This is a genomic window from Dolichospermum lemmermannii CS-548, from assembly GCF_028330815.1.
In the GTDB taxonomy this organism is placed as follows: domain Bacteria; phylum Cyanobacteriota; class Cyanobacteriia; order Cyanobacteriales; family Nostocaceae; genus Dolichospermum; species Dolichospermum lemmermannii.
The window spans coordinates 1-23,024 of record NZ_JAQMTJ010000071.1 but is presented as its reverse complement, the minus strand read 5'-3'; the positions used below and the strand labels follow the sequence as shown (position 1 = coordinate 23,024).

The 23,024-nt window shown below is 38.9% G+C and carries 23 protein-coding genes and 1 pseudogene; 14 read left to right on the top strand and 10 right to left on the bottom strand.

Translation table 11 applies throughout. The features are described from left to right. Positions 1-2,378 (bottom strand): DUF4347 domain-containing protein (locus tag PN450_RS04610; RefSeq protein ID WP_271835552.1); only part of this gene is annotated, 2,378 nt, incomplete at its 3' end. A 737-nt stretch (positions 2,379-3,115) separates the two neighbouring features. Continuing rightward, the gene (locus PN450_RS04605; protein ID WP_271835551.1) at positions 3,116-4,990 is read right to left on the bottom strand and encodes a hypothetical protein; all 1,875 of its coding nucleotides are present in this window, start codon (positions 4,988-4,990) and stop codon (positions 3,116-3,118) included. Positions 4,991-5,643: 653 nt separating this feature from the next. Here PN450_RS04605 and PN450_RS04600 point away from each other — a divergent pair. Then, a complete protein-coding gene (locus PN450_RS04600; RefSeq protein ID WP_271835550.1) occupies positions 5,644-6,882 on the top strand; it encodes an ATP-grasp domain-containing protein in 1,239 nt (412 codons plus the stop codon). A 225-nt stretch (positions 6,883-7,107) separates the two neighbouring features. Then, entirely contained in the window at positions 7,108-8,010 is a 903-nt protein-coding gene (locus PN450_RS04595) for a succinate--CoA ligase subunit alpha (protein ID WP_271835549.1), read from the top strand. Between the two features lie 133 nt (positions 8,011-8,143). Here the strand turns inward: PN450_RS04595 and PN450_RS04590 are convergent, their stop codons facing one another. Beyond that, the gene (locus PN450_RS04590; protein ID WP_271835548.1) at positions 8,144-9,247 is read right to left on the bottom strand and encodes an aromatic ring-hydroxylating oxygenase subunit alpha; all 1,104 of its coding nucleotides are present in this window, start codon (positions 9,245-9,247) and stop codon (positions 8,144-8,146) included. Between the two features lie 132 nt (positions 9,248-9,379). Here PN450_RS04590 and PN450_RS04585 point away from each other — a divergent pair. Then, a pseudogene (locus tag PN450_RS04585) lies at positions 9,380-9,555 on the top strand (IS630 family transposase); the annotation flags it as partial. A gap of 159 nt (positions 9,556-9,714) precedes the next feature. Then, positions 9,715-10,635 (top strand): histone deacetylase family protein, encoded by a 921-nt coding sequence (locus PN450_RS04580; protein WP_271835546.1) that lies wholly within the window; start codon positions 9,715-9,717, stop codon positions 10,633-10,635. A 10-nt stretch (positions 10,636-10,645) separates the two neighbouring features. On the opposite strand, the gene PN450_RS04575 is transcribed toward PN450_RS04580, so the two are convergent. Further along, positions 10,646-11,188 (bottom strand): GNAT family N-acetyltransferase, encoded by a 543-nt coding sequence (locus PN450_RS04575; RefSeq protein WP_271835545.1) that lies wholly within the window; start codon positions 11,186-11,188, stop codon positions 10,646-10,648. Between the two features lie 273 nt (positions 11,189-11,461). Here PN450_RS04575 and PN450_RS04570 point away from each other — a divergent pair, with 273 nt between their 5' ends. After that, on the top strand, positions 11,462-11,599 hold the full coding sequence (locus PN450_RS04570) for a hypothetical protein (RefSeq protein ID WP_015078871.1): 138 nt from the start codon (positions 11,462-11,464) through the stop codon (positions 11,597-11,599). A 35-nt stretch (positions 11,600-11,634) separates the two neighbouring features. Here the strand turns inward: PN450_RS04570 and plsY are convergent, their stop codons facing one another. Further along, positions 11,635-12,318 (bottom strand): glycerol-3-phosphate 1-O-acyltransferase PlsY, encoded by a 684-nt coding sequence (plsY, locus tag PN450_RS04565; protein WP_148763175.1) that lies wholly within the window; start codon positions 12,316-12,318, stop codon positions 11,635-11,637. Positions 12,319-12,343: 25 nt separating this feature from the next. Between plsY and PN450_RS04560 the strand changes: the two genes are divergently transcribed. After that, the gene (locus PN450_RS04560) at positions 12,344-12,538 is read left to right on the top strand and encodes a hypothetical protein (RefSeq protein ID WP_271835544.1); all 195 of its coding nucleotides are present in this window, start codon (positions 12,344-12,346) and stop codon (positions 12,536-12,538) included. Here the strand turns inward: PN450_RS04560 and PN450_RS04555 are convergent. The 3 genes from PN450_RS04555 to PN450_RS04545 all read right to left on the bottom strand — a co-directional run bounded on the left by PN450_RS04555 (position 12,535) and on the right by PN450_RS04545 (position 15,076). After that, positions 12,535-13,710 (bottom strand): DUF3086 domain-containing protein, encoded by a 1,176-nt coding sequence (locus PN450_RS04555; RefSeq protein WP_148763178.1) that lies wholly within the window; start codon positions 13,708-13,710, stop codon positions 12,535-12,537. The two genes, PN450_RS04560 and PN450_RS04555, sit on opposite strands and share 4 nt — an antisense overlap. A gap of 138 nt (positions 13,711-13,848) precedes the next feature. After that, positions 13,849-14,238: a DUF3119 family protein gene (locus PN450_RS04550; RefSeq protein WP_015078874.1), complete on the bottom strand. Its 390-nt coding sequence runs from the start codon at positions 14,236-14,238 to the stop codon at positions 13,849-13,851. Positions 14,239-14,296: 58 nt separating this feature from the next. Continuing rightward, on the bottom strand, positions 14,297-15,076 hold the full coding sequence (locus tag PN450_RS04545; protein WP_015078875.1) for an MlaE family lipid ABC transporter permease subunit: 780 nt from the start codon (positions 15,074-15,076) through the stop codon (positions 14,297-14,299). Between the two features lie 332 nt (positions 15,077-15,408). Here PN450_RS04545 and PN450_RS04540 point away from each other — a divergent pair, with 332 nt between their 5' ends. After that, the gene (locus PN450_RS04540) at positions 15,409-15,705 is read left to right on the top strand and encodes a hypothetical protein (protein WP_015078876.1); all 297 of its coding nucleotides are present in this window, start codon (positions 15,409-15,411) and stop codon (positions 15,703-15,705) included. Positions 15,706-16,188: 483 nt separating this feature from the next. Beyond that, on the top strand, positions 16,189-17,010 hold the full coding sequence (gene sppA, locus PN450_RS04535) for a signal peptide peptidase SppA (protein ID WP_148763180.1): 822 nt from the start codon (positions 16,189-16,191) through the stop codon (positions 17,008-17,010). A gap of 32 nt (positions 17,011-17,042) precedes the next feature. Here sppA and PN450_RS04530 read toward each other — a convergent pair whose 3' ends face one another. Continuing rightward, the gene (locus tag PN450_RS04530; protein ID WP_256370348.1) at positions 17,043-17,168 is read right to left on the bottom strand and encodes a hypothetical protein; all 126 of its coding nucleotides are present in this window, start codon (positions 17,166-17,168) and stop codon (positions 17,043-17,045) included. 51 nt (positions 17,169-17,219) lie between these two features. Here PN450_RS04530 and aroH point away from each other — a divergent pair, with 51 nt between their 5' ends. The 5 genes from aroH to PN450_RS04505 all read left to right on the top strand — a co-directional run bounded on the left by aroH (position 17,220) and on the right by PN450_RS04505 (position 19,238). Then, positions 17,220-17,633, top strand: coding sequence for a chorismate mutase (gene aroH / locus PN450_RS04525; protein WP_148763182.1), 414 nt, complete (start codon positions 17,220-17,222; stop codon positions 17,631-17,633). Positions 17,634-17,673: 40 nt separating this feature from the next. Beyond that, positions 17,674-17,961, top strand: a complete 288-nt coding sequence (locus tag PN450_RS04520) for a hypothetical protein (protein ID WP_148763183.1) — start codon at positions 17,674-17,676, stop codon at positions 17,959-17,961. A 110-nt stretch (positions 17,962-18,071) separates the two neighbouring features. Then, on the top strand, positions 18,072-18,284 hold the full coding sequence (locus PN450_RS04515; protein WP_271835542.1) for a type II toxin-antitoxin system HicA family toxin: 213 nt from the start codon (positions 18,072-18,074) through the stop codon (positions 18,282-18,284). Continuing rightward, the gene (locus PN450_RS04510; protein ID WP_148763187.1) at positions 18,277-18,495 is read left to right on the top strand and encodes a type II toxin-antitoxin system HicB family antitoxin; all 219 of its coding nucleotides are present in this window, start codon (positions 18,277-18,279) and stop codon (positions 18,493-18,495) included. Before PN450_RS04515 ends, PN450_RS04510 begins: the two co-directional genes overlap by 8 nt. Positions 18,496-18,890: 395 nt before the next feature. Beyond that, positions 18,891-19,238, top strand: coding sequence for a hypothetical protein (locus PN450_RS04505; RefSeq protein ID WP_148763189.1), 348 nt, complete (start codon positions 18,891-18,893; stop codon positions 19,236-19,238). A gap of 109 nt (positions 19,239-19,347) precedes the next feature. Here the strand turns inward: PN450_RS04505 and crtR are convergent, their stop codons facing one another. Continuing rightward, positions 19,348-20,229, bottom strand: a complete 882-nt coding sequence (crtR, locus tag PN450_RS04500; protein ID WP_271835541.1) for a beta-carotene hydroxylase — start codon at positions 20,227-20,229, stop codon at positions 19,348-19,350. 805 nt (positions 20,230-21,034) lie between these two features. Between crtR and pyk the strand changes: the two genes are divergently transcribed. Further along, complete coding sequence (pyk, locus tag PN450_RS04495; protein WP_271835540.1) at positions 21,035-22,804, top strand: pyruvate kinase; 1,770 nt, start codon at positions 21,035-21,037, stop codon at positions 22,802-22,804. Positions 22,805-23,024 lie beyond the last annotated feature (220 nt).

The following is a 23,024-nucleotide window of genomic DNA, read 5'->3' as shown; positions in this document are numbered from 1 at the left end:
GCAATTGGGGTATTTGTTCCGGTTTGGGTAAAGTATTTATTGGCTGCATCTTTCAGAAAGGTGGTATTACCTGCTGATTCTATAATTGCATAGCCAATTTTGCCATCACCATTAGCATCTATACCAAAAACAGTTTCTTGAGTTAAAGTTTCCGCCGAATTCAATCCCCAATTTCCCTCAGAAGAAACCCAATTCCAGTTGCTATCTAAATGCCAGATATGTAGGAAGTTTCCAGCCACATTTTTCCAAAGAACTTGATTAACTCCACTGACGGTTTCTGCTACTTGATTAACTACACTGACGGTTTCTGCGGCTAGAGTTTGCCATCCTGAACCGTAGATATTTTGGGAGATTTGTTGTCCACCATTTTTGATAGCGATTGGGGTATTTGTTCCGATTTGGGTAAAGTATTTGTTTGTTGAATCTTTGACTAATTTGGTATTACCTGCTGATTCAATTGCGGTGTAAGGATTGCCAATAACACCATCACCATTAGCATCTATACCAAATTTAGTTTCTTGAGTTAAAGCTTCCGCCGAATTCAATCCCCAATTTCCCTCAGAAGAAACCCAATTCCAGTTACTATCTAAATGCCAAATATGCAGATAGTTTCCAGGAATATTTTTCCACAGAACTTGATTATCGCCATTAACTGTTTCTGTGGCTATCGTTTGCCATCCTGAACCGTAGATATCTTGGGAGATTTGTTGTCCACCGTTTTTGATAGCGACTGGGGTATTTGTTCCAATTTGGGTAAAGTAGTTGTTGGATTCGTCTTTGACTAGTTTAGTATTACCTACTGATTCAATCGCAATATATTCAGGTAAATTGCTAATATTAATAGCTAATTGTTTTTCATAACTTAACCCCCCTTGGTCTGTGGTTTTGACTCTAATGCTATAACTGTTTTTGGTTTCAAAGTCAAAGACAGAGTTGGTTTTTAATTGATTTGCGCTAATGGTAAATAAACTGTTATTTGTGTCACCTGTTCCTGTAACTAAGCTATAGGTAAAGGTGTTATTAGCATCTGGGTCTGTGGTGGTGAGATTACCAATCACTGTACCAATAATTTGGTTTTCCGCAATTGTGCTGGTGGAGAGTGTGAGATTAGTAGGTGCTTGGTTAGCAAACTCACTCACGTCTATAATTTTTAGTCCTGACACCCAATTAGCTACGTAAGCATAGTTAGCGACTACTTGCACACCTAAAGCAAAGCCACCATCCATATCATAATTGCCCTTGAGGGTGGGGGTAGTGGGGTTGCTAATGTCTATTACTTGTAGTCCTAAATGAGCATCACCTACATAAGCATAGTTACCGACTACTTGCACACCATAAGCATAAGCATAGCCATCCATATCATAATTGCCCTTGAGGGTGGGGGTAGTGGGGTTGCTAATGTCTATTATTTGTAGTCCTGAAAATTGATCAGCAACATAAGCATAGTTACCAACTATTTGCACACCTGTAGCAGAGCCAGAAGTATTATAATTGCCCTTGAGGGTGGGGGTAGTGGGGTTGCTTATGTCTATGATTTGTAGTCCTGAATTACCATCAGCTACATAAGCGTAGTTACCCACAACTTGCACATTTCTAGCATAGCCAGATGTATTATAATTGCCCTTGAGGGTGGGGGTTGTGGGGTTGCTAATATCAATGATTTGTAGTCCTGAAGAATCATCAGCAACATAAGCATAGTTACCGACTACTTGCACACCCCAAGCATAGCCAGATGTATCATAATTGCCCACTAATGTGGGTGCAAATACTCCCTGGTAGGTGTGGAGGGTGTGTGCATTGAAAACAGAACCTAACCCCCTAACCCCCTTCCCTAGCAGGGAAGGGGGAATGTTTAAAGCCTCTCTCCTTGTAGGAGAGAGGTTTGGAGAGAGGTTTTTTACTGGGTTGATTTCATCTGTAGCGGGAATATTCACCTCTAATTCCCAATTTCCCCCTAATGCTGCATTGCCGGTTTTTGTTGCTGACGCGCTAATGGTTGCGGTTGTAATTTGATGTAATTTGTGAATAAATTCTGCCCCAGCGTCCCCGGCAGCGACGTTACAGCCATAGAGTAGAATATTCTGACGTTGCCACTGTTGTAACTGTTGGGTGTAATTGTGAATATTGGTTAAGTTTAATTGACTATTGCCTAAATACAAACATCCAGGAGAACCGTGGGAAAGGATATGAATGGTGGTGATGTGGGGATGTTGTTGTAAAATTTGGCTAATTTGCTCAATCCCGTCTTGATTTGGGGAAATAATAACTGATTTTACGCCCTCTACAATTCCTGTTTGTAGAGTTTGATAGTCGGAAACGGAGGCATCAATAAAAACAATAGTTGTCGCGGTTTGACGGAGAAAAGAGTTGTTTAACATATTTTTTTCCTTTTCACTTGGTAACTAAGCTTTCATACCCGCCCTGGAACTGAAGTTCCAGGCTAATAGCTAAAGTACGTTAAAACGTACTCTGATGACATCGAAATCAAAAATTATCCTATTTCTTAAACAAATACCGCTAAAATAGTCGGTTTTAACCGACTTGAGCTATTAGACAGGGAATTAATTCCCTGGCTCAAGGATGACATCGAAATCAAAAATTATCCTATTTCTAGAACAAATACCGCCAAAATAGTCGGTTTTAACCGAATTGAGCTATTAGACAGGGAATTAATTCCCTGGCTAGGAGGTACTGGACACTGTTGAGCAGTGGTAAACCTTCACAAATTCTTATCCAAACAGGTTAAATATGTATATGATGGTAAGATGTGTTATTTATAAACACAACCGTGATCTTTAAGTTATAAATAATCTTTTTGTGACACACACTTAGAGTCACGCAAGTGACATATATGCAATTGAAAATTTATACTCAACACGGCTTAATTATTTGATTCTCCCGGTAGGGGTTTAGCAATGCTTAATGGTGTCAACTTAACGTAAAACCCATGATTTTGAATCAATCAGATCCCCGACTTCTTTAAGAAGTCGGGGATCTTGTCGTTTTATTATTGCAAGATAGTTCTTCCTTATCAATCTCATGATAACATCTCTGGGTCAGGATGTGTGTATACCGTAGGTCTTTCTTGTAAAAATTACCCAGTCCCCTACTGTGGTTACCGCATATCCCTTTCCTGTCCTTGGGCATTATAGATAAATACAGGAAGTTGAGCATTTTGACTAATGGCTGTGAGAGCATATTTCAAGCTTTGGAAATGACTTTGTATTTGTGGATTATTGGCTTGAAATAATCGGTCATATTCAGGAGTTAAGCGGACACTAATTTTATGATTCTTGATAGTAAAAGTACAAATCTTAATGGTATTGGTACAAGTGCGATTGAGTTCAGCGCGAGTTTGAGTTAAATCACTATAGAGTTGGAATTGTTCTTGTGCCTGTTTTAGAGATGCTGTATAGGTTTCAATCAGGGGTTCAGCTTGATTGAAATAGAAACTATCTTGACTCACTTGTTTAGCAGCTTCTAAAGCCTGTTCCCAGGATTTGACTGCTCCTTGCCATTGATTTTGATTACTATAGGCTTTAGCTTGATTAGCGGCTTTTATAGCTTGTTGATAGGATGTGGCTGCTAATTGTTCTTTTTTGGCGCGATCGCGGGCTACAATAATTTTTGGTTGGTATTCTGCTAATAGCTTGCGGGCATTCTCAGTTTCCAAACTATCTATAGGGATAATCTTTAAGGTATTAATTGCTGTCTGGAAATCAGATTCTACCTTTTGCCATTCGGATGCAGATTTAGCAGTGGCTTGGCGTTTAGTAGCGTTTTCTCCTAAAGTTTTGGCATTGGCAATTTTTTGTACCCATGTTTCCTCTTTAAGCAACTGATCATTAACAGTTTTTAGAGTATTTTGATAATTTGATAAATTAGCTGTTACTAATCCATAGAGTTCATGACTTGGCTTAATTATCTCTAATGAGGTAATTGCCTCTCTCCACAACTTTTGTCTATTGCGTAACTCATCTAAACTCTGAGGAGGAGTTTGAGTTTTTTTCTGGGCTGAAGATCCTATTTGTAAGGCTTTTAGCACCTGGTTGATTTTTGTTGACTGTTCAGAAAAACTATTAACCAATACCTGAGAGTCTTGATAACGGGGAGACCACTCAGGAATTTCTTGCAAATCTGCAACTACTTTATCTAGTTGTTGTTGCATTGTTAATAAGTCTTTTTGTGATTTTGTCCGTTTGATCTGCTGCTGATACTCACTTTTAAATTGCTGTGCTGTTTGTAATTCTTTACATTCAAAAATTACACAACCACGATGGAGAACGAAAGCACCACTACTGGCAAGGAGGGCGATAACTACAGCCGTACCAATCATTATTGGTACGGGGGGAAGTGATAGTGATAATTGTCTGTTTCTGGGTTTGTCTGCGATATTCGCAAAAGGAGGAAACTTTTCTTCAATGTCTTCAATTTTCTCGACTTCGTTTTCATCCAGAGATAGATGTGAATCTGGTAGTAAATAATCTGAGAAAGATTCTTTGGAACTGGGAAGAAATGAATCAATAATGGGTTCGTCTTCGGTTTCTGTAATTGGAGATGATGGTGTTTGAAGATCAGCAGAAATAAAGAGACTGTCTCTCTCATTTTCTATTTTCACTGTTTCTCTTTCTCTGTCTACTGTAGGACTTGGAAATTCATCCTCAGTTTCTTGTTCTGAATCTATACTGGGAATTTGAAAATCTAGGAAATATTGAGCATAGGGACGCTTTTCACCGGCAATTCTCAAGAAAAATTGTACCCGTTGAGTTTGGTAGTTGAATTGCCATTGCAGTGCTTGTTCTAACACCTCAAAAACTTGCTGTATGTCAACTAACACATCAGCAGGATGTTGAGTTAAAATCATCAATTCATCATTTCTGATGGCGCATTTGACCTGGAAATCCTGACTATCAAGCAGTTGAGCCACTAATCTTTCCTGCAAGATATCGCTTAAAACTTGTAGATATTGTTGTTGAACTGTTGCTTCCATAAAGCGTTACTGCCACTCTTTCTATATAGTTTTGATTATCAAGGGGACTGGGAATTTAGGATTAGAGACTAGTACCGCAGGGCGGAATTAAAAATTAACAATTAAAAATTAAAAAAGCAGATTGTATAAGCTTTTTAGGGATTTTTTAATGGTTATCTTACTTACGCCGCAGTGTACTAGTAGTCTGTCAAAGACATTTTGACGGGTTTTTGGTAGTGCGGGCATACTTCGACCCTTCGACCCTTCGACCCTTCGACCCTTCGACCCTTCGACAGGCTCAGGGCATCGCAGGCTCAGGGCATCGCAGGCTCAGGGCTTCGCTTGCTCAGGGCTTCGCTTGCTCAGTACAAGTCTTGCCCGCGTGAGCGAGACGCTCACACTACAGTCCATCATTTTTATCTTGACAAACTACTAGTTTTACATCCAATAGAATCAGTTTCTAGCAGAAGGTTACATTTGTCACGAAGAATACAGTCAAGGGTGATAATTTAGACTTCTATTTTTTTATACAGCTAGATTATCAATTAGACAATCCAATTACAAAATAAATTTTCAGTTAAGCAAAACCAAATTCTATAATTTTCGGTATTGGGCAAAATATCAGATAGCATCTAAGAAAGCGCGTTAGACTTGTCAATACAAGGTGTGTCTCAATGGATTTATTGGAGTATCAAGTTAAAGAATGGTTTGGTAAAATCGGGATTCCGGTCTTACCATCTCAAAGAATAGACCATCCCACAGATTTAAAACGGTTAAAGATTCGTTATCCGATTGTTCTAAAGTCTCAGGTACAAGCAGGGGAAAGGGAAAAAGCTGGTGGAGTTAGGATTGTAGAAACTACGATTGATGCGATCGCTGCTGCACAGAATATATTTAATTTACCAATTTGGGGACAATTGCCGGAGGTTTTACTGGCAGAATCGAAGTATGATGCCCAGGAGGAATTTTATCTAGCTGTAGTTTTAGATACTGCGCTGTGTCGTCCCGTTTTATTGGGTTGCACAGAAGCCAATATTGACTGGGAGACAGCGGGGGAAAAAATTCAGCACGTGGTGGTAGAACAGGAATTTTCACCATTTTATGCCAGACGACTGGCTTTGAAAATGGGTTTGCAGGGTGAGTTGATGCAAACTGTGAGCGATATTGTCGAGAAGTTGTACCAGTTATTTGTGCAAAAGGATTTGGATTTGGTGGAGATTCATCCTCTGGGTGTGAACTCTGCTGGTCAAGTGATGGCGCTCAATGGCAAGGTTAGGGTGAATAAACAAGCTATTAATCGTCATCCTGAAATAGCTGAAATGGCTACGAAACTGGTTGGTCTTCTTCATGGTAATAAAAAAGGGAGCGGCTTGTTGAGTAGCTGGGATGGGATAGAAATGCCAGGTAAGATTTGTATATTAGGTAATGGGAAAGGTTCTGTATTAACAACTTTGGATGAGGTTGTTAATGCTCATGGTAAACCTGGTAAATGTGTCAATTTGCGCCATTCTTTTATGAGTGATACTAAACTGACAACTTTTGGCGATCGCCTGATTAGCAGTTTAACAAGTTTGGCCAGTGATGTGAACAGTCAAGTTATTTTAGTCAACTTTTTGGGGACTATTCCTCAAGTTGACCAACTCCCCGAAATTATTACCGAATTCCTCCATTTGGACAGAATTGAAATTACATCTCAAATGTCATCTTCCAATGGAAATAAAAATCAGCAACCATTAAATTTACCCTATTTAGTCCTCCGTTTGGCAGGTTCTGAATTTAATCATGTTAGAGAAAATTTAGTTCCACTACAAACCTCTAATCAATCGCTGATAGTTGTAGAAAATTTAGATGAAGCAGTTAAGGAAGCAGTTCGTTTAGCTAAGTTATCTGTGCAGAAAAAAGGGAATAGGTAAAAAGCAAGATTTTTACCAATTACAACGAACAACTGTACGGGCGAAGCATTTGGAGAACTATTTTTGGCAATGACCGATAATTTATCTTCCTAATGCTTCGCCCCTACTAACAACTGTACGGGCGAAGCATTTGGAGAACTATTTTTGGCAATGACCGATAATTTATCTTCCAAATGCTTCGCCCCTACTAACAACGAACAACGAACAACTGACAACTAACAAACTATGAATTTAACAACAGAAAGTAAAGTTTTAATTCAGGGATTTTGTGAATTTATCTCAGCAACTCATATTGCTCAAATGCAGGCTTATGGCACAAATTTAGTAGCTGGTGTCAATCCTGGGTATGGTGGAAAACAAATATATAATCTACCAGTGTTTGATTTGGTAGAGGAGGTTGTGGCCAAATTTGGACAGATTGACACCACAATCATTTGTGTTCAACCTGATCAGGTTTTAGATGCAGCATTAGAAGCGATCGCCTCTAACATCCCCCAAATCATCATTACCACCGCTGGAGTCCCACCGCTGGATATGGTACAACTCCTTCGCAAAACAGAAGCTGGTGAGACTTTAATTATTGGCCCCAATAGTCCAGGAATTATCGTTCCTGGGAAAATTCTCCTGGGGACTCACGAACGCGAATTTTATATCCCTGGTTCTGTGGGAATTGTTAGCCGTAGCAGTACACTTACCTATGAAGTCGCTTGGGAATTAACAAAAGCGGGTTTGGGGCAATCAATTGGTGTTAGTATTGGTAGTGATGCGATTGTTGGTTCTTCATTCCTGCAATGGTTGCAAATTCTTGATGAAGATGAGACCACAGAAGCAATTGTTTTAATCGGACAACCTGGTGGAGAAAGCGAAGAAGCAGCAGCACAATATATTACAGAAGCAATTGATAAACCTGTAATTGCCTATATTGCTGGTAGACACGCACCAACGACACAAAGTTGGCAAGAAACAGGGACTTTAGCCAGTGTAATTGGACGTTCTGCGAATTTTGGTACAGCAGAAAGTAAATTGGCTGCTTTTAAATCTGCAAAAATTCCTGTCGCTGATAGTCCCTCTCAAATCCCTAAATTGCTGAAAAATATTCTCATTCCCCAAAGTGTAACCACTAAATAACAGCTAAACACAAAATTAGTATGTATTTATACGATTTTGAAATTTTTTGGTCGTTATACTTATGATTAGGTTCTACCTGGGAATTGATGAAGTGGCCAGTCCACTTCATTTTTATTGTCAAAATCTAGATTTTTCAGTCATTAACTAATTCATCTCGCCATTTTTCACGTTTTTCTCTCTCTTCACGCACTTCTTCTTCCCGTTCCCGTGACCGCACTAATAGCCAACTTTCCCATGTCAGGGGTTTTTGTCGTTCTAAATGGTTAATAAATTGTATAATTGATAAATCTGCTTTGAGGGGAGTTTTTAAATCAAACTGCATGGTTTCTAAAATTTTATCATTAGTTTTGAGTAAGCGATCGCTAATTTTTTCCCCTATCTTTAATATCAATTTATTAATTAACTTTCCTAAAATACCTTGACGTTTTTTGCACATAAATAGGGTTTGACCTGCTGTTTTTCCCCCTGGTAATAACCGAGTTGTAAATATTATATGTAGCTGGGTAGAGTCATTAGTAAAGGAAACTATACTTGTTGTCCCATACCAATAGCAAACACTGTAATTAAAAGAATTATTAAAAAACCGCCGGTAGAGATTTAGCCAAAATGACTTTCCATTAATATTTGTAATCGTGCTAAAAATAATCGCATTTTGATTGAGTTCTTGTTTCTCCAAAACCATTTTTAATGGTAATTTATTAACTAAATTAATTTGTTGAGTATCAATACCCTGAAGAAGTAACACATTGGGATGACAATCAATACTAAATTGCGAACCGAGAGAAAAATCAAAATCTTGGTTTTCCCAATCTAAAACAAAAGGTAAAGGTTGCTGGGGAGTTTCCCCTGTCCAAACCCAAATCATTCCATATTGTTCTGCTGCTGGCCAAGTTTTAGCTTTAAGAGATACAGGTTCATCTACATTAGGAATACCAACACAAATACCTTCTGCATCAAATTTCCACCGATGTAAAACACAGCGTAATTCATTCCCTTCAATTTTACCTTCAGCTAAACTCGTACCCATGTGAGGACAGTAAGCATCTAAAATAACTGCACGTCTATCTTTACCACGATATACGACTAAATCCTTCCCAAAAATTGTCACAGCTTTAATTTCACCTATCTGCAAAGATTGAGAAGGTAATACCCAATACCAACCTTCAACAAAACTCATTGATTGGTTGAAAATTTTAGGTTTACGAACCGAGTTAAGATTATCTATATTTGTGTTCATTTTTAGGGTTTTCACTTGCAGTGAAGCGGTTGATCTATTCCTATCATGAACAACTTGAAAAAACAGTTATTTTCAGTACCGTCAGCAGAAATGAATTAAAAATTAAAAATTAAAAGTTAAAAATTGAATTACCAATTACCAATTACCAAGGATATTTGGTTACAAGCCAAAACATGGTTCGACGTTTTTGTGCGTTGATACCAACATTTTCTCATTTAAAATGGATGTTTGAATGGTTTATCCGACACACTACCTTTGATTTTCCCACGCTTCAGATGTACGGAGCTTTTTCAAAAATCAAATATTAGTCCTATATCACCTCTTATAATTATCCCCCAGATCACCGACTTCTTGAAGAAGTCGGTGATCTATAGGATCTATACTTCACCTATTGGTGTAATATATCATTTTAATCAGTTTCTTGACTTTCACCTATCTTACATTGCGGATTCTGGATATAGAAATGTATGTTACAAGTTATTTATTCTGACGAATTTTTAGATCACAAAACGGGAATCTACCACCCAGAAAAACCTGAACGGTTGACAGCAATAGTCAATGCTTTAAAAGCTGCAAATTTTGCCGAAGAAATCACATGGAAAATACCTACACCCGTAACATCAAAACCATCTTTAATGTCTTGGATAGAAAATGTTCATTCTACAACCTATATTAACAAAGTTAAAGATATCGCTGCTGACGGTGGTGGTTATTTAGACGGAGATACTCCCATTTCTCCCCGCAGTTATGATGTAGCATTATTGGCAGTTAGTGCTTGGTTAGATGGAGTAGATACAGTTCTTGATACAGCAAACAAAGCTTTTGTATTAGCGCGTCCGCCTGGGCATCATGCGGTAAGTGATACAGGAATGGGATTTTGTTTATTTTCTAATGCTGCAATTGCAGCTTTTTACGCTTTGCAACAGCCTAAAATTCAGCGCGTTGCTATCCTAGATTGGGACGTACATCACGGAAATGGGACGGAAGCAATAGTAGAAACTCACTCAGAAATTGCTTATGTTTCTCTTCACCAGTATCCAGCTTATCCCGGTACAGGGAAAGCTTCTCAACAAGGTTCACATAATAATGTCTTAAATTTACCTGTTCCCCCTGGTAGCGATATTACCGTCTATCAACCATTGTGGGAAAGAAAAATCTTACCCTTTTTAACTAATTTTTCGCCAGATTTACTGATTATTAGTGCTGGTTATGATGCTAATACTAATGATCCTTTAGCGAGTGTAAATTTGCAACCAGAAGATTTTGGTTTATTTACAGAATACTGTTTAGGTATAACCAAAAAAATTATGTTTGGTTTAGAAGGTGGTTATGATTTACCAAGTCTGGCTGAATCTGTAATTGCTACTATTAAACCTTGTATATGTTAGTATTTTTTAGTTAGTAAAATTCAGAATTTTGTTTTTTACTAATTTTATATTCCACTAGATTTAAGACTTTACCACTCTCGTTAATCAGATCATACTCTCTACCAATTTTACCTCCCATTTTTTCCGCAACCCTACGGCTGGCGGTATTTGCTTTATCCAAATCATATCTAAGATATTCATAATCTAAGTTTTCTTCAGCCCATAATTTCAGGGCTGCAATTGTTTCCGTGGCGTAACCTTGTTTATATGCTGATTTTTTCAGCCAAATTCCATATCGGGGGTATTTACTATTAATTTTATGTATCCCACTACATCCTAAAAACTCTTGAGAATCTTTCTTTAAAATCACAATTACTAACTCTTCTCTTTTTTCCATTTTTAGTAAAGATTGATGAATGAAAATTTCAGTATCCTGAATTTTTTCCGATGGTTTTGAAGATAAATAAGTCGCAACTTCCTGAGTAAATTCTCTAAAAATATCTGCCTTATATTCCATTGATATAGGCTGTAATAACAGACGGTGTGTAGATATCTTGAATTGGAGGAGTTCCATAGTTAGCACCAAAAGCTAAGTAATTATTAGAACAATCAAAATTACAACAATACTGCTATCAAAGTAGATCCAATTTTTACTTTCGGTGTTTTTCAGTATTGTACTTAACCGAATATAGTTAAAAGTTATCAAATTTTTAGTAATAAAATTTTGTCATCATGCCATGAAAGAGCTAAAGTTTTGTTAAGATCCGATTACAAGGAATTCAGTCACCTGGCTGTGAAGAAAAATTAGATAGTACCAGTAGCTGTATAAAGTTCAGAAGGTGAACAAATGACCACCTATATTTTTTTTGACCAAGCTCTTCAGATGCTTGTCAGTGCCTTTCTCGCGTCAGCTATCATGCTAATCGCCGTTTCAAGTATAGGTTTAGCCGTGATTGAAACCATTGAAAAAACAGGAGACAGTTAAAACTACGCTTCAAAGTAGGGACAGGGCTGAAAAAGTCAATAAGTGGTTTGTTCTGTTGGCGTTTCTGCCTTTTGTCCAATTTTTGGTTCTGTACCCGCAATTAATCGCTCAATATTGGTGCGGTGACGGATAATTACATATAAGCCGCCAGCAAAACCAAGAAGAATGTAGGCTAAAGGTTGATGAAAAATTACCATTAAAATAGAAACCGCTACAGCCCCAGCAATAGAACTTAAAGACACAATTCTCGAAATGGCAATTACTACCGCAAAAACCCCTAATGTTGATAATCCTACCTGCCAACTAATAGCTAACAAAATTCCCACACCACTAGCCACAGATTTACCACCAGTAAAGCCGAGAAAGATTGATTTACTATGTCCTAAAAGGGCAGCTAAACCAGCTAAAGTGACTAAATAAGGTTGCCAAATTTCGATATTTACAATTGGTGGAATTAAGTTTTGAGTAGTAGCAATACTAAATAAAGCGTAACCTAAATTTATTGCTAATCCTCCTTTCAAAGCATCAATTAATAATACAAATGCCCCGGGAATTTTTCCCAAAGTTCTCAGAACATTAGTTGCACCAGTTGAACCAGAACCAACTTCCCGAATATCAATTCCTTTTAATAGCTTACCTGCCAGATATCCAGTTGGAAAAGAACCAAAAAGGTAAGCTAATAAAATCACCACTCCACACAAACTTAACCAAAGAAACATAAATTTGTCAGTTGTTAGTTGTCAGTTGTCAGTAGGGGCGAAGCATTTGGAAGATAAATTATCGGTCATTGCCAAAAATAGTTCTCCAAATGCTTCGCCCGTACAGTTGTTAGTTGTTAGTTGTTTTGCCAATCACCAATCACCAATCACCAATCACCAATCACCAATCACCAATCACCAATCACCAATCACCAATCACCAATCACCAATGACTAATTAAAAATCATCGTCAAAATTCCGATCTTTCATAGTTTTTGGGTCAGGGGCAAAAGCTAACCAGAGAGGGAATTGCAGTAAAGCTAAACTAATTTGTTCCTCAGAATCATCAATGATAATAAAAGGCATTTGATTGGCTGTAACTAATCTCTCGGCTTTTTGGGCTAAAGCTGTCGGTGCTTCAAATAATACCACTCCTCTGTCGGGGCCAAAATCAGGACGACCAATACCTAAACAATCTTGTAAACCGCGTCGCCATTCGCCTAAACGTTCTGGAGTATTTGCTAAAATCAGAGTTCGCACCCTGTCCCCATATAGTTGATGTAATATAGAAACTGCCGACGAAGCAATTAAAATATTCTGTAAGCGGCTACCCATTGTCCGCAAAGCACCCCGTCCACCTAAGGTAAATAACCAATTTGATAGTTTTTCGGCGTGAATTGGTTCAAAAGTCCGGCGTAACTGCCAGGGTGGTCCATAATAATCTGGCTGGTTACGATATTGGTCAAGCAAGCGGCGGATTTTTTTAGTAGTATCCTGAAACTGCTGTTGTCCAAGTTGTGGGGCTTCTAATTGTTCTTTAACAGGTTTTGCTTCTCCCTGTGGTGGTTTTTCCCGTTCTCGGACAGGTTGTACCAGTTGCATTTGTTCCGCCGCTGATGCCAAATCCTGTAAACTGCCTGTGAGATAGTCCTTAAAACCTTGTACCCGAATTGCTATATCTTGAGAAGTCCCCGCAAAAGTAGTCCGCATTTCATTGCGAATGCGTTCTTGACGACGTTCGAGTTGTTCTACAGAAATTTGTAAAGTTTGTTTGCGTTGTTCTAACTGCGATAATGACTCTTGGACAACTTGTGAAAGTGCGATTTGGGTTACACTTACTTGCTTCTGAAGGGTTTCATAAGTAATTTCCAATTGAGTAATTTCTGCTTTTAAGTCTGCTGACCTATGCTGCAACTGGATTACTTTTTGCGCTGGTTGTGTATATAGTGAATCTGCCGATTCTAATGCTGTTGTTTCTGTGGTTAATGACGTTACCAATTCACCAGATGCTTCAGCTTCTAATTCTAAATCAGCAGATGGTTTTTCTAGTATTTCATCTGTAGGAGGTTGCACTTCTATTTGTTCCAACCACTCATTTATGGTTTCTGGAGTTTGAGATTCTTCTGGGTTCATAAACAACAATATAAATTTTCAGACTTACTGAATTCAGCTATGAAATTCTCTTACTTTAATTTATGGCTGACACCGCACTATCAAAACTCTTCCCTTTGCGCCTTTGCTCCTTTGCGACTCTGCGCGAAACAACAAAATCTAATCAATGCGTGGACAACGTTCTTCTAAACAAGATTTTAAGGTTTTGGGGTCAAATAAAATTGGCAAAAAGTGAATACTATTCACTTCTTTAAAATAGAACAAAATGGGAACTCGATTCCAGAATATTCGCCAATTTTGCCATTCTTGGTAAGGAAAACGCTTAATTAACTTTTCTCCTCTATAAAGATCAAAATCGGTAGCGGTAAATTGAAAGCGTAGTGTTACAGCTTGCAACATCAAAAACAAACCCAATAACGTCAATATTCCTCCCAACCAAGGTTGTACTAATAGTACGGGAATAGCGCCCAAGACTAAGACAACAGGAATATTGTAACTTGGCTTTAGTTCTACTGTTGATATGGTGTTAGGTGTCAATGAACTGGTCAAAATCTTTTCTCCTACTTACATAATTCGTAATTCTTAACGACTCTATCTTGCCTCTAAATCATTTTACTAATCCACTACCCGGCCCCTGAAACATGACCCAAGACAGAAAGAAGTTGCTAATGAATATAACTAATAAGGCAGTGACAACAGCAGTTGTTGTTGATTGTCCCACACCTTTAGCACCTCCAGTAGTGGTTAAGCCCCAACTACAACCGATGATGGCGATTAATACACCAAAGCAAGCGGCTTTAATCATAGCACTGCCAATATCCCAGATATCGAGAAAGTCACGCGCTGAGTCTAGAAATACTGTATCTGAAAGGTTGTAAATATGAGTGGCTATAAGCATTCCCCCAGACATTCCTGTAATTAAGGATAACAAAGTTAAAATCGGCAGCATGATGAAGCAAGCCAGAAGCCGGGGAATGACTAGATAATCAATAGGATCTGTTTTTAACATTAACAGAGCATCTATTTGTTCTGTGACTTTCATTGTGCCGATTTCTGCCGCAAAAGCCGAACCTACCCTTCCAGCTAAAACTACTGCTGTTAATACGGGGGTAAGTTCTCTCGTCAATGCTACTGCTAACACGCCACCAACGAGGTTTCCTGCCCCAAAATTGATGAACTCCCTTGCTACCTGAATTGTAAATACTGCACCCACGAATATGGCTGTTAATAGGGCAATAAAGAAGGAGTCGGGTCCAACTATCGCCAATTGTTCTAGGGTGTTCCGGCGGTGAATTTTACCTTGGATTAGGTGAAATAAGACTTGTCCACCTAAAAATATCGCGGCCAGCAATCGCTGACTCCATGTTTCTAAACTGGATTTAGCCATTGGTCACTGGTAGTGGGGAATGGAATTAACATTACTAATATGCAAATTATTAACTTAGTTTACGACTAGTCTCATAAAATTGAGCGAGTTTTTACAGTGTTTTTACTTCTAGTAAACTCCACACTGAGATACAAACCCTGATTATTTCATGGTTTTACAGATTTGAAACATCAAAAATACTCAATGCACCTGGAGTAACTATTACCAGTACAATTTAATGAAAACTTAAGATTCTTGACGAAATAAATGTTTGGGAGCGATCGCCAGTATTGTAGAGAGTGGCGGATAAATTTTCGGCTATCTCTCAAGTTTCCCACTTACCGCGAGATCTTATGACTATTTTTAGTAACTTTTTTCGCTCTCTCATCCTCACCACCATTTTTAGTTTTCTTGTCCCTGTCTTCTTCATTGGGGGTTTGTTGGTGGTTTTATGCCTTTTTGGCTATGTCCCTGGGCTACAAGGGATAATTTCCGATGTTTCTATCCAAATTCTGCATTTTCTCGCCACTTTCGGCAGTGGTAGTTCCTTTAACGGTCTCTTGACAATTGGTCTGACTTGTGGCTTTGTCGGGGCGTTATTTGATATCTATGTTTATTACCGCTATCAAATTCTCCGCACTGACTCTTAAAAGTTAATAACGCATCAAATCAGTGTTGATGATTTACACAATCAAAAACAAGTAATCTTAACCAGTCGTGAATTTTAGCTAATTTTTCTAAAAGCTATTGGCCTTGGGCTGGAAAATTCTGTTTTTTAATGTCCTTATTTTCCCAAATGCTTGTGTAGTGCAGTGGTACGACACAATATTTTCAGATGTCTATATTTAGTAAAAGCAAATATTTTTCAATACTTGTCTTTTGCTCCTTAAACATACCAAATAAAACTACACATCAAATCTAAAAATTTCCTAAAGCTTTTCAATAATGATCTAGCTGCTAACTTTTATTCATAGCCAGGAGAGGACAAAACAATTCAAAATAAAAAATTGTTACTCCCTGTCCCCTTCCCAAGCCCTAATTCCCAATCGGATTAAAGGTAAAGCCCGTTAGCTTCACCCTAGGCGTTCTATATTAAAGATATTCACAAAGATTAAAAAGTTATTTGATTGCCCATGATTTGGCCATTTAAGCCCAACTTTCGGAAACAAATTGCGCGGATTGAAGTTAGCGGTGCCATCGCTGGTGCAACCCGTAGGCACGTCCTAGAAGCCTTGAAAACCGTAGAAGAAAGTAAATTTCCCGCTTTACTGCTACGCATTGATAGTCCTGGGGGTACAGTGGGAGACTCCCAAGAAATCTACAGCGCCCTGAAGAGATTAGCTAAAAAAACCAAAATTGTCGCCAGTTTTGGCAATATTTCTGCCTCTGGAGGCGTTTATATTGGTATGGGGGCAGAACATATCATGGCGAATCCAGGCACGATTACAGGCAGTATTGGGGTGATTTTGCGAGGAAACAACCTAGAAGTGCTGCTGGAAAAAATTGGCGTTTCTTTTAAGGTCATTAAGTCAGGACCCTACAAAGATATATTAGCTTTTGATCGGCAACTAACAGAACCAGAAGAAACTATTCTGCAAGACTTGATTGATTGTAGCTATCAACAATTTGTGGAAACGGTAGCAGAAGCTCGTTCACTAACTGTAGAAAAGGTAAAAAGCTTTGCTGACGGCAGGATTTTTACCGGACAGCAAGCCTTAGCGTTGGGCGTTGTCGACCGCTTAGGAACAGAAGAAGATGCACGACGGTGGACAGCAGAATTAGTAGGACTTGATCCTGATAAAACTCTTTGCTATACGCTAGAAGAACGGAAACCATTTTTGAGTCGTGTTTTACCGGGAAGTCGTCAAGCTAAATCGGTTATTGGTGCGGGAATCAATTGGCTAGAATTTGAAGTTTCTACAAGTGGTTTACCTATGTGGTTATATCGTCCATAGTAAAGTTGTCATTGGTCATTAGTCATTAGTCATTAGAAGTAGGAAACAACTGACAACTGACAACTGACAACTGACAACTGTACGGGCGAAGCATTTGGAGAACTATTTTTGGCAATGACCGATAATTTATCTTCCAAATGCTTCGCCCCTACTAACAACTAACAACTGACAACCAACAACTGACAACTGACAAAAGGAGGATTTTAGAAGTGGAATGGCAAATGCGAGCAATTCGGGGTGCAACAACCGTTGCAGAAAACAGCGTCGAAGCAATTCGAGATTCAGTGACAGAATTATTAGATGAATTGGAGCAAAGAAATCAACTCCAACCGGACGATATGATTAGTGTGACTTTTTCAGTAACAAAAGATTTAGATGCTATTTTCCCAGCAGCGATCGCTCGCAGTCGTCCTTTGTGGGATAGTGTAGCTATGTTAGATGTCCAACAAATGCACGTTGAAGGCAGTTTACCGCGCTGCATTCGCTTTCTCATTCACGCTAATTTACCAACTTCTACGCCAATTCACCACGTTTATTTACGTCAAGCGGCTAAATTGCGTCCTGATTGGAGTTTACCCCAAACGTTACAAACTTCACAGCACGTCATGGAGACGAAAGTTTAAAATTAGCAGGTCAATAACATAATTAAAAGTTAGCGCATTCATGAGCTATTACAGTGGTGACGCGGCTGCTCAACCTGCTGCTATTGGTGGGAGTATTTTCACTCATCGGGGTACTGGTGTATGTGTAAAGTTAGACGCTTTTTTGGATATTCTCACCAAGGGTGAAGAGCCGCTTGTCATTGTCACCAGTGAAGGTTATTTTACGAAAATATATAAGTATGTGACGGCGTATAAGGGTTTTGTGTTTTTCACAGAATCCTTAGATAAATTGGAATTTGGTAGCAATATTGAAGTGATTTACGCCCAGAGTTTAGGGACGGATATTTGAAGTTACAATTGACAAGGTAAAATATTGAAAATAACTATTTAACTGGAAAAAGTTGGTTGTCTTTCAATATCTGACTAGATTGGCATATATAAGACTAATTTTGAAAAAAGATGCCAAAAAAGATTAGAGAACTTAAACAAATACTTGTCCAGGCTGGTTTTACCGAACTACCAGGAAAAGGAAGTCATACGAACTGGATACATGACTTATATTATGGAAAGGTCACGATTTCAGGCAAAGACGGAGCAGATGCTAAACGCTATCAAGAAAAAGAAGTAAAACAGGCAATTGAGTCAATAGTGGATAAGAAAGAAGATGAATAAACTCAAGTACCAAATGATTATCCAGTGGTCTGAGGAAGATAATTGCTTTTTAGTAGGATTCCCTGACTTTCCAGGACAAAAATGGCGCACTCATGGGGATACATACGAGTTAGCAGTAACGAATGGAATAGAAGCCTTAGACTCTCTGATTATTGCTTATGAAGCTGCGGGTGATGCACTTCCAGAAGCAACAGTTTGTAATGCAGCATAGGCAAGCATTGAAGTAAAATAACCCAACAATGCTGGTTGGGTTTTCTGACCTGGTTTTTGGGTTGATTAAATCATATTATTACGTATAATTACTGTATGTTACTAAGCCAATAGTTAATACATTATACTCACTGTTGTTGTCTTAAATACAAAATCGGGCGATCCTTGGTTACAGAATCCTTAGATAAATTGGATTTTGGTAGCAATATTGAGGTGATTTACGTGCAGAGTTTAGGGACGGATATTTGATACAGCAGATTTCGCTCTAATGAGGTACAAACTTGAATTATGAAACTCTTGTAGTGCGGGCATCTTGCCCGCTGGATATGTACCTCATAACACCGGAAAGTGCTGTAAAATAAATCAGAAAGCATTCTAGTAAGTATATAAAAAATAATGGATGAAGTAGTTAGAAAAGTTGCTGCTTTAGGCTTGCCTGGTGTGTTACTTGTAGTTACAATGGCTACTACTGGTCTTGTAGGGGCTGCTGCTATCACAACAGCTTTAGCAACACTTGGTGGTCCATTTGGTATGTTAGGTGGTATTGGTTTACTGGGAATAGCAGCATTGGTTTCTGATGCTCTAGGTAAATATGGTATAGAAGCAATACTTATTGCAGTTTATAATGAGCGTCGCAAACAAGAGTCTAGAGAAAAGCTGTGTAGAGAAATTGATGGTTTAGCTATTTCTAGCGACTTAAAACGCAGACTAAAAGAAATTGTTGGTTGTTGTTTTCCACACTAGCTTTGTAGAGTGTGTTAGAGAGCGTTAAAACCGACAGTTTGTAACGCAGCAGAAGGAAAGCTTTACACTTTGTAGAGACGTTCTAGAAAACGTCTCTATTTTAAACAAATCAATGATGAAAATGAATACCTATGAAAACATCATAGACAAACTCAAAAAAGTCCTTCTTCTGCAATAACCCCGAAGTTTGCGGACTACCCTTTTCATCCAATAACGGCTTCATCAAATAATAAGCTGGCTGGTAATTATACCAAGGAATCGAAGGCCACAGATGATGAATTAAATGGTAATTCTGTCCCAAAATCAGGATATTGAGAACCTTACCAGGATAGACACGGGCATTTTTCCAGCGACTGCGTTCCACAAAGGGACGGTGCGGTAAATAATCAAAAAAGAACCCCAAAGTTATTCCAATCAAAAAAGCGGGAATAAACCAAAAGTTAAGAATATAGCCCAAAAAATGATATTGGACAGAAATATAAACAATAGTAATGACAATTAAGCGACTAATAAACCATTCTAGTAGTTCATAATTACGCCATAACCGTCTTTGGAAGAAAAATACCTCATGGTACAAAAATCTCACCGCAATTAACCACAGGGGACCACCCGTAGAAACATAATGATCTGGGTCATCTTTGGGGTGATTGACATTACCATGATGCTGTAAATGTACTCGTGTAAATACTGGAAAAGCAAAAACTAGGATTAAGGCGCTACAATGCCCTAAGATAGCGTTAACAATTCGATGGCGATGGGCTGACTGGTGACAAGCATCATGAATCACCGTTCCTGAACAATGTAGTGCTAGAGTATTGACACTAAAACACAACCAATGCGGCCATTCCCAAAGCCAATACCCAAAGTTAGACAAAACCAACATCATCACTACGACTAAAAACATCAATAGCGTCGGGTTAAAATCACCAGGAGGTGATAAAAGTTCTTTGGGGGGAATTGTCAGTGGCTTCTGTGCCTCCGACGTGAGCATTCTTAACTCCTTTAATAATCAATCTTTACGGATCATAGTTGTAAAAAATATAGACAAATATTTTTTACTTTGAAAGTTTTACCTTTACTGGGGAAACTACAATCCCCTTTATCCCATCAGCTTTCATCATTAGGGATTGCTTTTATTGTTTTTTATTCTCTGATTGATTATCTCGATCTGATGTGATTTACTTTTTAGTTCCTATAGATTCGGATTGTTTACCGACTTCGCACCCCAAAAGGACTTGCACCCAACACTCAGATGTCTTCGACTCTTGAGAATATAGTTTTATTTTATGGGCAATTTACCATGAATGATAAAATTTGGCTATAAAATTACCAGAAGTTTACCAATAATCTTAATACATTTATCTATATTTGGTAATGTCTGTTTATAAAATCAGTGAAGTTTACCAATACTATTAATGTTAGTTAAGAGTAAAGTTGTGTAAAGCAAGATTTATCCACAGTCCTGTTGAAGAATCCATAAATGAGGCTATGATTCTTGGCTAAAGCAGTGCTTTGAGACAAAAAACTTTCTGAGAGGAAGGTTGCCGATCAGATTAGTGTACGATATCAAAACTATACCATAATTAGCTCTCTAACTGCTTATAACATTGATATAGTAGTGACTGAAAAAGAGAGTCAGTTTAATCTATACTGTTTGCAAAATGATGGCGATAGATGGAAAAATGAACAACTGAATATAGACAGTCTTTCATGATCCAAAATCTTAAATCTCAAATGGTATAACGAAACATTACGATTAATTCCCAGGTAAATCCCAAAAATCTTGAACCCAGCCCATGACGAAATTAAGAGATTCTCAGTGCCGAACTAAAATTGTTGCTACTATTGGACCGGCTACCAGCAGCCCAGAAATGCTGAAAGCGATTATCGAAGCGGGTGCAACAACCCTGCGGCTAAACTTCTCCCACGGAACTCATGCTGACCATCAGCGTAGTATTCGGTTAATTCGGCAAACTGCTTTTGAACTGAATAGACCAGTCGCAATTCTGCAAGATTTACAAGGTCCAAAAATCCGCTTGGGTCGGTTTGAAACTGGTTCGATAATTTTAGCAAAAGGCGATCGCTTCACGTTAACAAATCGCCTCATTGAAGGAACACGGCAAATAAGCTGCGTTACCTACGATTACTTAGCAGATGAAGTTCCCGTTGGTTCAAATATCCTCCTCGATGATGGCAAAGTCGAAATGGTAGTGGAGGAAATTAACCACGAAAAAGGTGATTTACATTGTCGGGTAACAGTTCCTGGTAAACTTTCCAACAACAAAGGTGTTAACTTTCCGGGAGTTTACTTATCCATCAAAGCCATGACCGACAAAGACCGAGAGGATCTAATGTTCGGTTTAGACCAAGGTGTTGATTGGGTAGCCCTGTCCTTTGTCCGCAATCCCCAGGATATTATCGAAATTAAAGAACTAATTTCTAGCACCGGCAAAAATGTGCCTGTGGTTGCCAAAATCGAAAAGCACGAAGCTATCGAACAAATGGAAGCAATTCTGTCTTTGTGTGACGGCGTAATGGTTGCCAGAGGTGACTTAGGGGTAGAATTACCTGCCGAAGATGTACCCGTACTGCAAAAGCGGCTGATTGCTACAGCCAACCGTTTGGGAATTCCCATCATTACCGCCACCCAAATGCTCGATAGCATGGTCAGCAACCCCCGTCCCACCCGTGCGGAAGTATCTGATGTCGCCAACGCGATTTTAGACGGTACGGACGCGGTCATGCTTTCCAATGAAACCGCTGTTGGTAGTTTTCCAGTGGAAGCTGTAGCTACTATGGCCAGAATTGCTGAACGCATTGAACAAGAAGAAACCCTGAACACCAACTCCCGTCTGTCACGAGATAAAAGGCGTTCTATTCCCAATGCGATTAGCCAAGCCGTTGGTCAAATTGCGGAGAATTTGGGCGCGGCGGCAATTATGACTTTGACACAAACCGGGGCTACAGCCCGCAACGTTTCTAAGTTCCGTCCCAAAACCCCAATTTTAGCCATTACACCTCATGTCAATGTGGCGCGACAGTTACAGATGGTATGGGGAGTAAGACCGCTGTTGGTGCTAGAATTACCTTCTACGGGTCAGACGTTCCAAGCGGCTATTAATGTTGCCCAGGAAAAAAACCTCTTAACTGAAGGTGATTTGGTGGTCATGACTGCTGGTACACTTCAGGGCGTTTCTGGGTCAACGGACTTGATTAAAGTAGAAATAGTCACTGCCGTACTCGGTCAGGGAATTGGTCTAGGACAAGGTTCTGTAAGTGGCCGCGCTAGGGTAGTTCATAATGCTATGGATGCCAGTAATTTCAACCCTGGTGATATTTTGGTGGCATCCCGCACTGGTGTTGATTACGTAGAAGCAATTCGCAAAGCCGGGGGGATTATTACTGAGGAAGAAAGTCTCACAAGTCACGCCGCTGTTATTGGTTTACGTCTTGGTGTGCCTGTGATTGTGGGTGTCAAGGAAGCGACACAGGTAATTAAGGATGGGGCGATTTTGACTTTGGATATGCAGCGAGGTTTAATTTACTCTGGTGCTGTGGGAACTTAAATTCAATCGCTAATCTAATAATCTCATAGCATTAGCACTGCCCCGACTATGAAACAGATAAGTGGAAGCAGTGCTTTTTATTGACACTCTGCGGTCTAAAGACACGCAGATTCTTTAAGACTTGCTTAAAAAGGATAGTCAATTATCCTCCTAGACGCTCAAGGCAACTACCAGTACGACAGGTATTGCAATTGCGCTTACTTTTGATTTTTTTTTGCTG

Bases quoted from the DNA above. Each gene is read 5' to 3' on its own strand.
- PN450_RS04605 (WP_271835551.1), bottom strand. From the start codon at position 4,990: ATGGAAGCAACAGTTCAACAACAATATCTACAAGTTTTAAGCGATATC.
- plsY (WP_148763175.1), bottom strand. From the start codon at position 12,318: ATGTTTCTTTGGTTAAGTTTGTGTGGAGTGGTGATTTTATTAGCTTAC.
- PN450_RS04600 (WP_271835550.1), top strand. From the start codon at position 5,644: ATGGATTTATTGGAGTATCAAGTTAAAGAATGGTTTGGTAAAATCGGG.
- PN450_RS04515 (WP_271835542.1), top strand. From the start codon at position 18,072: ATGCCAAAAAAGATTAGAGAACTTAAACAAATACTTGTCCAGGCTGGT.
- PN450_RS04570 (WP_015078871.1), top strand. From the start codon at position 11,462: ATGACCACCTATATTTTTTTTGACCAAGCTCTTCAGATGCTTGTCAGT.
- PN450_RS04595 (WP_271835549.1), top strand. From the start codon at position 7,108: ATGAATTTAACAACAGAAAGTAAAGTTTTAATTCAGGGATTTTGTGAA.
- PN450_RS04505 (WP_148763189.1), top strand. From the start codon at position 18,891: ATGGATGAAGTAGTTAGAAAAGTTGCTGCTTTAGGCTTGCCTGGTGTG.
- PN450_RS04555 (WP_148763178.1), bottom strand. From the start codon at position 13,710: ATGAACCCAGAAGAATCTCAAACTCCAGAAACCATAAATGAGTGGTTG.
- PN450_RS04580 (WP_271835546.1), top strand. From the start codon at position 9,715: ATGTTACAAGTTATTTATTCTGACGAATTTTTAGATCACAAAACGGGA.
- PN450_RS04575 (WP_271835545.1), bottom strand. From the start codon at position 11,188: ATGGAACTCCTCCAATTCAAGATATCTACACACCGTCTGTTATTACAG.
- pyk (WP_271835540.1), top strand. From the start codon at position 21,035: ATGACGAAATTAAGAGATTCTCAGTGCCGAACTAAAATTGTTGCTACT.
- PN450_RS04520 (WP_148763183.1), top strand. From the start codon at position 17,674: ATGAGCTATTACAGTGGTGACGCGGCTGCTCAACCTGCTGCTATTGGT.
- PN450_RS04590 (WP_271835548.1), bottom strand. From the start codon at position 9,247: ATGAACACAAATATAGATAATCTTAACTCGGTTCGTAAACCTAAAATT.
- PN450_RS04540 (WP_015078876.1), top strand. From the start codon at position 15,409: ATGACTATTTTTAGTAACTTTTTTCGCTCTCTCATCCTCACCACCATT.
- crtR (WP_271835541.1), bottom strand. From the start codon at position 20,229: ATGCTCACGTCGGAGGCACAGAAGCCACTGACAATTCCCCCCAAAGAA.
- PN450_RS04545 (WP_015078875.1), bottom strand. From the start codon at position 15,076: ATGGCTAAATCCAGTTTAGAAACATGGAGTCAGCGATTGCTGGCCGCG.
- sppA (WP_148763180.1), top strand. From the start codon at position 16,189: ATGATTTGGCCATTTAAGCCCAACTTTCGGAAACAAATTGCGCGGATT.
- PN450_RS04510 (WP_148763187.1), top strand. From the start codon at position 18,277: ATGAATAAACTCAAGTACCAAATGATTATCCAGTGGTCTGAGGAAGAT.